Source organism: Neolewinella marina (assembly GCF_002631205.1).
Taxonomy (GTDB): domain Bacteria; phylum Bacteroidota; class Bacteroidia; order Chitinophagales; family Saprospiraceae; genus Neolewinella; species Neolewinella marina.
Genome location: NZ_PDLO01000003.1, coordinates 333158 through 344159 on the forward strand (window position 1 = coordinate 333158; position 11002 = coordinate 344159).

The 11002-nt window shown below is 60.1% G+C and carries 8 protein-coding genes; 2 read left to right on the plus strand and 6 right to left on the minus strand.

The annotated features are described in order from the left end of the window. Positions 1-12: 12 nt before the first annotated feature. The 5 genes from CGL56_RS09865 to CGL56_RS09885 form a co-directional block, all read right to left on the minus strand. On the minus strand, positions 13-2085 hold the full coding sequence (locus tag CGL56_RS09865; RefSeq protein ID WP_099106370.1) for a DUF4331 family protein: 2073 nt from the start codon (positions 2083-2085) through the stop codon (positions 13-15). A gap of 72 nt (positions 2086-2157) precedes the next feature. Next, positions 2158-3912: a DUF4331 domain-containing protein gene (locus CGL56_RS09870; RefSeq protein WP_099106371.1), complete on the minus strand. Its 1755-nt coding sequence runs from the start codon at positions 3910-3912 to the stop codon at positions 2158-2160. Positions 3913-4101: 189 nt separating this feature from the next. After that, positions 4102-4842 (minus strand): copper homeostasis protein CutC, encoded by a 741-nt coding sequence (locus tag CGL56_RS09875; protein WP_099106372.1) that lies wholly within the window; start codon positions 4840-4842, stop codon positions 4102-4104. Next, entirely contained in the window at positions 4835-5833 is a 999-nt protein-coding gene (locus CGL56_RS09880; RefSeq protein WP_099106373.1) for a N(4)-(beta-N-acetylglucosaminyl)-L-asparaginase, read from the minus strand. The genes CGL56_RS09875 and CGL56_RS09880 overlap by 8 nt, the downstream gene beginning before the upstream one ends. 3 nt (positions 5834-5836) lie before the next feature. Further along, the gene (locus tag CGL56_RS09885) at positions 5837-6838 is read right to left on the minus strand and encodes an agmatine deiminase family protein (protein WP_099106374.1); all 1002 of its coding nucleotides are present in this window, start codon (positions 6836-6838) and stop codon (positions 5837-5839) included. Positions 6839-6948: 110 nt separating this feature from the next. Between CGL56_RS09885 and CGL56_RS09890 the strand changes: the two genes are divergently transcribed. Further along, positions 6949-7662, plus strand: a complete 714-nt coding sequence (locus CGL56_RS09890) for an SUMF1/EgtB/PvdO family nonheme iron enzyme (RefSeq protein WP_167641560.1) — start codon at positions 6949-6951, stop codon at positions 7660-7662. Positions 7663-8185: 523 nt separating this feature from the next. Next, positions 8186-9451 (plus strand): putative DNA modification/repair radical SAM protein, encoded by a 1266-nt coding sequence (locus CGL56_RS09895; RefSeq protein ID WP_099106376.1) that lies wholly within the window; start codon positions 8186-8188, stop codon positions 9449-9451. A gap of 69 nt (positions 9452-9520) precedes the next feature. On the opposite strand, the gene CGL56_RS09900 is transcribed toward CGL56_RS09895, so the two are convergent. Further along, positions 9521-10843 (minus strand): tetratricopeptide repeat protein, encoded by a 1323-nt coding sequence (locus tag CGL56_RS09900; RefSeq protein WP_143470676.1) that lies wholly within the window; start codon positions 10841-10843, stop codon positions 9521-9523. Positions 10844-11002: the final 159 nt, after the last annotated feature.

Here is an 11002-nt window from a genome sequence, read left to right on the forward strand (position 1 = left end):
CGGTCGCTCGGGTCAGTTGGTTTTCACCATCCGGATGGTCTGCAGGACCTTGCCGTTGCCATTGCTGATCACGGTGAAGTACAGGCCCTGGGGCAACTTGCCGACGGATACGTTGATCTGGTGATCACCGGCCGGGAAAGTCTGCCGACCGAGGTTTTGCAGCTGGCGTCCGTTGCCGTCGTAGAGGTCGATGCTGATCGCAGTGGTTTCCCGGACGTGCAACTTCAGGGTCGTCTCCTGTTGGAAGGGGTTGGGGAAGCTGTAACCTACAACGTTGGGCGCGTTAACGCCTACTCCCTCTTCCGGCAGGCTTCCGCCGGCGGAGGTGGGCCGCAGGGCCCCACTGCACTCTCCCTTGCCGCTGTGGGGCAGGGCCAGGTAGGGGAAGGATTCCCGGAAGGGTTCGTCGTTCATTTCAATACCGGTAGTGTAGCCCAGCACGTTGGTCAGGCCAGCCGTGACGGGACTTCCACCTCCCTCGAGGTCGTAATCGTCGTAGAACAGGCCCACGGCGGCCAGTACCACTCCGGAGACCGCCTGCAGTTCGATCCGGGTGACGTCATCCTCCAGACGGCGCCCGTTGGGGAAACCATCCATATTTGGAATCAGCTGCAGGGTGTCGCTGCCGTTGTATCGCGCGTCCGTCAGGCCCAGTACGGCGGCTTGCACCAGTCCCAGGGAACTGAAGTCGGCCGATTCCCGGGGGGTAACGGGCACGGCCATGTTCAGCCGCAGCATATCACCGCCGTTGGGGATGAAGTTGTGGATGAACGGTTTGCCGGCCGCCAGTGGGTTGCCGGCGGGTTTGCCGGTAGCCAGCTGGTAAGGGGGGAAGTTGGGAACCCCAGTATGGAAGATGGGCCAGAGATCCACCGACCGGGGCCGGTCCGGGCCAGGCAGCAGCAGGGTGCCGAAGATATCGTCGTCGAGCGCGGTGCCTTCCAGTACCTCATTACCTTTGAGGATGAAGAGCCCATTGGCTCCATTGGTGAAGTCTACGGGGCCCAATACCGTCGGGCTGGCCTCCTGGATGCGCAGGGGAGCGAAAGCGGGCACGGCGCCACCGAACAGGTCGTCGTCCATGTAAAGCGCCAGCTCAGGGTTGTGGAAATAGCGGTCGAAGAAGGTATCGCGGGCCTCGTCGTAGGGAGTGCAGGCATTCCAGAAGTCCTTCATGCCTACCGGAATGATGGCCTCATTGGTCAGGGGCATTCCCAGTCGGCTCACCTGGATGTAGTTGCTGTCCACTACGTCTGGCTTGCTTCCGTCGGTCTGGAGGATTCTCACCCGCGGGCGGCTGGCGGAGGCCCACACGCCGATCACGAAGTCGGGGTCAAGGATGTTTTCGGGGGTGGCGCCTACTCCCTTTTTCAGCAGGGCGGTGATGGGTACGTTGAGCACCAACGCATTGGTGTTGAAGCACGCCAAGCCGTCCACTGGCTCTCCGTCCTGCCGGGGCGCGTCCCCGAGGTCGAAAATGCCACCGAGATCCACGAAGAATGGATCGTCTACCGGGCCGGCGAATACCTCGATGCCACCGGCGGTAGTGCGGACGGTGGAATTGGAGTAGGATTCATAGCTGTCTTCACCCAGGCCAACGGCCGACTCGATGGAGCGGGGGCCGATATTGGGGGCGGGCACGTCTCCGTTTTCTATGAGGACCGTGCTGTTACCCGCGAAGTCAATTTGCTCCAGGGTATAGGTAGTCCTCAGGTTCTGCTTGCCGAGGCGGATATTGAAGAAAGTGGTGGGGTCCTCGTTGGTGCGTCGGAAAGTGAAACGGTAGGTGATATCATCACCAACCGTCGACACGTCGTTGTCCACGTGGATTTCGTAGCGGATATCTTCCCCGAAGTGGTACCAGTTAGGCCCGCCGTGGGGGAGTTGCATGGGGATGTAGGTCGCGATCAGGGTGATCATGTCCGGGTTGTCCGGCGACCGGAAGGCGTAGACGTCGACGTTGTCGGCCAGGGGGTCGTCCGCGATGAGGGGGGCTTCCCGGTGGGAGGAGGCATAGAGTGCCGTACCCAGTAGCACAGCGGCCAACAGCATCCCGCCACGGTATAATGAGGTAATGGAGTTCATGATGGTTGAGGATAGGCTCCGGTACCGCGCGGGCACCGGAGCAGCCAGTTAAGAGGGTGGGGGGGAGGGTGCCTACTCGGCGATGATGGTGTGGTCCACTTCGGTACCGCGCCACGGCATGGCTACGTAGGGAAAGGACGTGCGGAAGGGCAGGTCGTTAGATTCTACTTCCGTCGTGTAGCCCAGGACGTCCAGCAGTCCCGGGGTAAGGGGGCTGCCACCACCGTCCAGGTCGTAGTCGTCGTAGAAAAGGCCCACGGCCGCGAGGACCACTCCGGAAACCGCCTGCAGCTCAATGCGGGTAACGTCATCCTCCAACCGCCGGCCGTTGGGGAAGCCGTCCATATTGGGAATGAATTGCAGGTCGGTGTTGGCATAGGCTGCATCCGTTAATCCGAGTACGGCTGCCTGGACCAAGCCCAGTGAACTGAAGCCATCGCTGTCGCGAGGGGTGGGAGGTACGGCCATGTTCAACCGCAACATGTCACCGCCGTTCGGCAGGAAGTTGTTGATGAAGGGCTTACCCGTAGCCAGGGGGTTGCCGGCGGGTTTGCCGGTAGCCAGCTGGTAGGGCGGCAGGTTGGGCACGCCGGTATGGAAGATGGGCCAGAGGTCCACCGAACGCGGCTGGCCGGGGCCAGGCAGCAGCAGGCTGCCGAAGATGGCGTCGTCCAGGGCCGTTCCGGACAGGGCGGGGTGCCCCTTCAGGATAAAGAGGCCGTCGGCGCCGTTGGTGAAGTCCACCTTGCCCAATACCGTCGGACTGGCCTGCTGCACCCGCAAGGGGGTAAAAGCCGGCACGGCCGCGGCGAAGAAGGCCGTGTCCATGTAGAGTGCCAGTTCCGGGTTGAAGAAGTACTTGTCCAGTACCGTGTCCCGCAATTCCGCGTAGGGCGTGATTGCGTTCCAGTAATCTTTCATCCCTATGGGAATTACTGCCTCGTTCGTCAGGGGCATGCCGAGCCGGCTGACTTGCACGAAGCGCCCCTCTTCGCGGATCTCCCCATCCCGGTACAGGGTGCGGACGGACCGGCGGCTGGCCGAAGCCCAAACCCCGATGACGTAATCTCCATCCAGGATGTTGGCCGGCCGGGCGGCGGTGCCGGCTTTTTTAAGGGTGCTGATCGGGACCTTCAGGGCGATGGTATGGACGTTGAACTGTGCCAGCCCGTCGCGGCTCACGTCACCTTCTCCCTGCCGTGGGCTGTCGCCAAGGTCAAATATCCCGCCAAGGTCCACGAAGAAGGGGTCGTCAGCGGGTCCGGCAAAGACCATTTCGCCGGTGGAAGCCTCGGTGATGGCGTTTTCCCATACCTCCCGGTAAGTAGAGTCCAACCCCACCGGGCCTTCGATCGACCGCGGGCCGATGTTGTAGGCCGGGCAAATGCCGTTTCTGACAATGGTATCGAAGGTGGTACCACCGTCCATGCTACGCTCCAGGAAGTAAGTAGCTTTGATGTTTTCGGCTCCGAGCCGGATGTTGAAGAAGGTGGTCGGGTCCTCATTCACCCGGGTGAAGGTGAAGCGATAGGTGATTTCATCCCCCCGGATCGCCACGTCGTTGTCGACGTGGATCTCGTACCGAATGTCTTCCCCAAAGGTGTAGTAGTTCGGACCGCCCTGGGGCAGTTGCATGGGAATGTAATTGGCAATCAGGGTGACCGTGGAGGGGTCATCGGGACTGACGAAGGCGTAAACATCGGTGTTGTCGGCCAGTGGATCGTCGGCAATCAGGGGGGCTTCCCGGTGGGAGGAGGCCAGGGCAACCTGGGTGCAGCAAAGCAGCAAGGCGAAACAACCCCACCAGCGTGGTAAATATGATCTCATGGTGCAAAGAATTGGAGGGGTGAATTGGTGTATACACATGCGTGTAGTTCAACCACCTACGACAAAGTTTTGCGCCTGGATTTGTTCGCGAAAATTATTTTGTAACAAAAATAGGTTGCAAAATATTGTTGGAACGATAGGGGTGATAGTAAAACTATCTTCGGAATGCTCCGGCCGTATAGCCTCTGGTTATCGAGGAAACTGCCGCAGGAAACGTCGTACCGCGGCCGGAGTGACGGCTTCCCGTTCGTATTCTTCCAGCCCGGGTATGCCCATATATACTTCTTCGTTGCGGTGGGCCATGTGGCTGCCCACCCGGTCGAAGGCCGTTGCGTGAAATTCCTCGGCACCGGTCAGGGCAATGACCTGGGCTACGTTATCCGCCGTGATGCCGCAGCCGGGCATGATGGAGATGCGGTCGCCCGCCCGCTCGATCAACCCGCGGATCAGGGAGATGCCCTCCGGTACCGTGCCCCGCTGTCCGGAAGTCAGGATGCGGTCGACGCCCAGGCCGATCAGTTCTTCCAGGGCTTCCCAGGGGTCGCGGCAGACGTCGAAGGCGCGGTGAAAGGTGGTCTGTAGGGGACCGGCGGCTTCCACCATTCTTTGCACCTGCGTGCGCGCCACCTGTCCGTCGGGTTGCAGCATGCCGAAGACAACGCCCGTAACCCCAAGTTCACGGCATACGGCGATGTCCTTTTCCATCAGGTCGAGCTCCCGGGCGCTGTAGTCGAAGTCTCCCCCACGGGGGCGGATCATGACCATCACGTCGATGCCCACTTCCAGGCTGGCCGCAATCGCCGCGTGGCTGGGGGTGAGTCCCCCCTCGACCAGGGCGGAGCAGAGTTCTACCCGGTCGGCTCCGCCAGCGTGGGCGGCGTATACGTCATCGATTCCCTGCAGGCAAACTTCGAAGCGGGGCCTATTCATCGGAGGTGAGTTTACTGTCGGGCACCACCATCCGGTTGCCCTCTGCAGCCGTGTAGACCGCGTAATCAAAATTGGGGTGGATGCAGTATCCCCCCGTGGTTCCGTCCTTGGCCAACGCAATAAATCCTACCTGAATTTCCCGGTAGTCGGGATTTTTGGCGATCACGCGCTCTACGGCCATCCGGCAGGCCTCGGTGGGGGAGTGCCCCTGCCGCATCAGTTCCACGACCAGGAAGGAACCGCAGGCCCGCACCACGGCTTCCCCCCAGCCGGTGGCCGTGGCCGCCCCCACCTCGTTGTCGGCGTAGAGTCCCGCCCCCACGATGGGTGAGTCGCCTACGCGGCCGTGGTATTTGTAGGCTGCTCCGCTGGTGGTACAGGCGGCCGCGAGGCGCCCCTGAGCGTCCAGGGCCAGCAAACCGATGGTGTCGTGGTTCTCCACGTTGATCGGGGGGCGATATCCCGGGTTGTCGCGTTTCCACTGCTCCCATTCCTGCTTGCTGTCCTCGGTCAGCAGGTTGGTCGTCGGGAACCCTTCCGCCAAGGCAAATTGCCGGGCACCTTCCCCCGCCAGCATGACGTGGGGCGTGTTATCCATTACCCGCCGCGCTACGGAAATGGGGTGAAGAATATCCTGCAGCGCCATCACGCTGCCACAGTCGCCGGCCCCGTCCATAATGGCGGCGTCCAGGGTGACGATGCCGTCGCGGTCGGGCCGTCCGCCCAGCCCCACGGTGCTGACCGTCGGATCGGCTTCCGTAACCTTTACCCCGGCTTCAGCGGCGTCCAGGGCGTTGCCGCCCCCTTGCAGGACCTCCCAGGCTGCCTCATTGGCCGCCAGGCCGTGTTGCCAGGTAGAGATAACTACCGGACCACCGGGGCCAGCGGTTTCGGCCGCTTCCGCAGTGGGGGAGCATCCGGTGACCAGGGAGGCGGCGGAGAGGGCTACGGGGACTTGGTGAAGGAACTTTCGGCGGGTGACCGGTCGCATACGTCAGGATTTTTCGGGGTTCTCCCAGTCGGGGATTTGCATGGTGAGGCAGTGCAGGGCACCGTGTTGTTCTACGAAGGGCAGGCAATTGACCCCCACCACCCGGTAGGGGCTTTCCTGGCGCAGCACCTCCAGCGCACTTTGATCGGCTTCGGTACCGTAGGTCGGTACGAACAGGCTGCCATTGCTGATCAGAAAGTTGGCGTAGGAGGCCGGCAGGCGGTGGCCGTCCACCCGACTGCTCACGTGGCCCGTCCAGGGCAGTTCCACCAGCCGGTAACCCCGGGCGGCTTCCCGTAGCTGTCGGCGCATGGCGGTAAAGTCGGCGTGCTGGGGATCGGATTCCGGGGGTGGTCCCACGTAGGCGATCGTTTCCGCGTCCAGGAAGCGGGCTACGGTATCCACGTGGGCGTCGGTATCGTCGCCCAGCAGTTCCCCGTAGTCAAGCCAGATGATTCGCTCAGCTCCGAGGTGGTCGCGGAGCATGGCTTCGGCCTCGGCCTTGTCGCGGTAGTCGTTGCGGCCCGTGGACAGCAGGCAGCGGGAGGTCGTCAGTATGGTGCCGCGGCCATCGGATTCGATGGCGCCACCCTCCAGTACCAGGGGCACGCGGGCGTAGGCGGCCCGGGGATACAACTCTTCGTGAATGATGCGGGGCAGTTCATTGTCGCGGCGGGCATCAAACTTGCCACCCCAACCATTGAAGGTAAAGTCGAGCAGGGTAGGATCACTTTCGGCAACCACGGTAATGGGGCCCGAGTCGCGGATCCAGGAATCGTCAGTGGGCCAGTAGCTGACCTCTCCCCGGTAGCGGTCGGCGTAGCGTTCGAAGTGCTCGCGGTCGCCCACTACGATGCGGGTCGGACAGGCTTCGTGAACAGCATTGGCCGCCGCGATCATTGCCGCCGAAGCGTCTTCCAGTACCTCCCCCCAGTCGCCTTCCCGCCGCGGAAAAGAAAACAAAACCAGCTGTTGTGGTTCCCATTCCGCCGGCAATCGTCTCATTTCATCTTATTTTGGGGCAATATCGTAGTTATCGCCTAATGTCGCTTCCCCATCTCCTTTTACTCGCCGCGTTCGCCGGTTCCCTGCTTTGCTGTGAAAGCCGCGCAGACGTGGCCACTGCCGCACTAACCACTCCGCCCACCGAGGGTATGGTCTGGATCGATCACCCCGCCGGCGGATACTTCATGGACGAAACCGAAGTGACCACGGCCGATTTTGCCGCTTTCGTCACCGCTACGGGCTACACCACCGAGGCCGACAGTTTCGGCTGGTCCGGAGTATTCAACCTGGAAACCCTCAGCTGGGAACCCGTCACCGGCGCGAACTGGAAATTTCCCCAGGGGCCCGATGCCCCCGCCGCCCGCCCCGATGAACCCGTGACCCAGGTGAGCCTCAGAGATGCCCGTGCCTACGCCACCTGGGCCGGTAAACGGTTGCCCACGGAAGAAGAGTGGATGTACGCGGCCACCCAGGGAGAGGAGAACCGTTCTTTCCCCTGGGGCGCCGAAATGCTGCCCGATGGCGAGTACCGGGGCAACTGGTGGCAAGGCCCCTTCCCCTACGAAAACCGGGTAGAGGATGGCTATGTAGGCGTAGCGGCCGTCAAACAGTTTCCGGCTTCCGACAACGGACTGTACGACATCGCCGGCAACGTATGGGAATGGACGGACTCCGAACGGAAGGAAACGGGGGAATCCATCATAAAGGGAGGATCCTTCCTCTGCAGCACGAGCTACTGCACCGGCTTCAACCTTCAGCAACGGCAGTTTACCCCGGCGGACAGCGGACTCAACCACCTGGGCTTCCGCTGCGTGGCAGGATAAAAAAAGAGCGGCCTCCTACTCGGAAGGCCGCCCTGTATAAAGCTTAAAGTCGATCATGCCGCATTAGAGAACCGGGAGGGAATCAGCAGCCGTACGCCTTGGGTATTTATCGGCTTGCCGTCTTCGGTTATCCCGATTGACAATCCAAAGGTACGGTCCACCCACAGCCATTTTTCGATGGGAATATGTCAGCTCTGTAGCTGCCATTTTCAGCGAGAAATGAAAGTTGAAGGGTGGGTTGCAAAACTTAATCAACAGAAACGATCGTAGGTCAATAATTATACGGTCAATGGTTGTCCTGCCAAATAAAAGGTGGATTGTCTAAATTGCGTAAGCCGGAATTATGTGACGCCCAAGGCATTTTCGGGCGGTGAAATTTGTCGGCTGTTAGGGGATTAAAAGCTCACCATTTTGTCCGGGGCAATCAAGTTGGTCATAAAGGATACAGTCGCCTAAACAACTGTGTGGAATAGATTATTTACACCATGAATTGTTGTAAATTAGCGCCTATTCCCCTTCCCCTATGAACCAACGAACCGCTGAGAAACTCAGCATCCTGGCTGATGCGGCCAAGTACGACGTTTCCTGCAGCAGCAGCGGCAGCAAGCGAAAGAATACCACCGACGGCCTCGGCAACGCGACGGGAATGGGTATCTGCCATACCTACACCCAGGATGGGCGCTGCGTCTCCCTATTGAAGATCCTGCTGACGAATCACTGCATCTTCGACTGCGCATACTGCGTAAGTCGCCGGAGCAACGACGTGAAGCGGGCGGCCTTTACCGTGGAGGAGGTGGTGGACCTCACCCTGAATTTTTACCGCCGCAATTACATCGAGGGGCTTTTCCTCTCCTCGGGCATTTTCAAGAGCGCGGACTACACCATGGAGCGGCTCGTCCGCATTGCGAAGACGCTGAGGACCGAGCATAAATTCAATGGCTACATCCACCTCAAGGCGATTCCGGGGGCCAGCGACGACCTGATTCACGAGGCCGGGCTTTACGCGGACCGCCTCAGCGTGAACCTTGAAATGCCCAGCGAGGTCAGTCTGAAGAAGGTGGCCCCGGAGAAGAATTACGCCGAGGTGTACCAACCCATGAATGCCCTGCGAAATTCCATCGAGGGCTACCGGGAGGAAAAGCGGGCGTTGATGAAGACCCCCAACTTCGCCCCCGCCGGTCAGTCCACCCAGATGGTGATCGGGGCCAGCCCGGAAAGCGACAAGGACATCCTCACCCTGGCTTCCTCTCTTTACCAGGAGCAGCAACTCAAGCGGGTGTACTACAGCGGGTATGTGCCCATCAGCGATGACGCGCGGCTGCCCGTGCTTTCGGCGCCACCCCTGCGGCGGGAGAACCGGCTTTACCAGGCCGACTGGCTGATGCGGTTCTACGGCTTCCGGGCCGACGAGATCGTGGATGATGCCCAGCCTAACCTGGATCCGGACCTGGATCCCAAACTGGCCTATGCCCTGCGGCACCCCGGGCTGTTTCCGGTGGACGTGAATTCCGCGCCCTACGAGATGATTCTTCGCATTCCGGGGGTGGGGGTAAAGTCGGCCCGGAAGATTGTCGATTCCCGCCGGTTTCGTCCGCTGAGGCGGGAGCACCTGCAAAAGATCGGCGTGGTATGGAAGCGCGCCCAGTACTTCCTGTTGTGTGCCGACAAGGATTTCCGGCAGTTGGGATTTGATCCGGGCGTTATCCGCCAGCAGATCATCCACAGTCGCAGTCGCAGCAGTCGCCACGGGGCTACTCTCGGCGATGGTCAGCTGGTACTGTTCGCCTGATAAAGAGAAAGCCCCGCCGGACAGTTGTCCGGCGGGGCTTTTTGATTAGGGGCCTGGATAGGTGATTCCCTAGTTGTTGAAGTAGCTCGATTCGATCTTCTCACCGGCCTGGACCCGCTCGATGCGCTCCTTCATTTCGTTGGAGGCGTCGTAGTCGTCCTGGCGGGCAAAGATTTCCTTCAGGGCGATCAGGGTATTCAGGTTGTTGGGGTCGGTCTGCTCGGCCTTCTTGAAGTAGGGGAATGCCTGGGCGAACTCGGCATTGATTTCCTTCTCCATGGCTTCGTACTTGGCCTGACCTTCCTTGCTGAGGTCGTTACCCAGCTCAACCAGCTTCTCGGTCATTTTGGCCGCGCGGTTGAAGTAAAGGGCACCGAGGCTGTAGATCAGCGAAGCGTTATCGGGCTGCTTTTCGAGTCCGGCCTCGTAGTTTTTCTTGGCCTTCTCGAAGTACTCGGTTGCCTTCTCGGGATTTTCTTCCCGGTTCGACTGGTAGAGCTGGTCGTAGACCTGTCCGAGGGTAGCGTAGAGGCTGATGTTCTCGGGCTCGGCCTTGATGGCTTCCTGCAGCTTGCCGGTCAGTTCGTCCAGTTTACCCTGGGCGAGGTAGTAGTTGATCTCGGTGAAGAGGAGGGTGGTTTCTTCGGGGAACTTCTCCCGACCTTCGGTCAGGTACTGTCCGGCCTTTTCCATATCACCTTTGCCACTGTAGACCTTGTAGAGGCCGTCGTACAGACCAGCATCTTCGTAGCCGGACTCGTAGAGGCGGATGAAGAGGGGCTCGGCTTCGTTGTACTGCTCGTTCAGTACGGCGGAAAGGGCGGCGTAGTAACGCTCGTCGTTGAGCTTGGTCTCGTCCTCGGCGAAGGCGCTGTCACCGTCGTTGGTGGTCAGGAAGTCGTGGACGGTTACGCTGGTGTTGAAAGCCTCGTAGCTGTCCTGGTAGTTCTTGTCCTGGATCGCGAAGATGCCTTCGTTAGAGATGTTACCCTGAAGCGCTTCCAGCCCCTTCAGGGCTGCTTTCTTGTCGCGTCCCTTTTCGGCCATATTGTAGGCCTTCATGTAGGCCTGGGCGGCGCGGGAGGCGGCTTTGGCAACGATGGGTTCGATGGGCTCAGCACCGGCCATGGTACGGTCCTGCACGTAGCGCTGGATGGCGGCGGAGTAAATGTCACCAGCGGTGAGGTAGGCGTCGACGTCGGATTGTACCTGGGTGTCGTTCATGGCAACCTGGATGGCGTCCACGGCGGCCTGCAGCTCAACGACGTCATTGCCCGTCTGGTAGCTTTTGTAGGATTTGGAGGCGTTCTTCAGTGCGTCCTCGCCACTCTGTGCGAAGGCAACAGAGACGGCAAAAAGAGCGAAAAGAGCGCTCAGCATAAATTTACGCATGGGTAAAATTTGTTGGTTTCAGAATGGTTTGTGTCTTATCCTGTAGACGGTTTTCGGCGTCAAAGGATAAATGCAAAACGTTAATTGAGGGAGCAAGTATCGTTAATACCTTCCTAAAATTAATGGAACAGTTGGTGTCAAGGGGTGTTCAACGGGGCC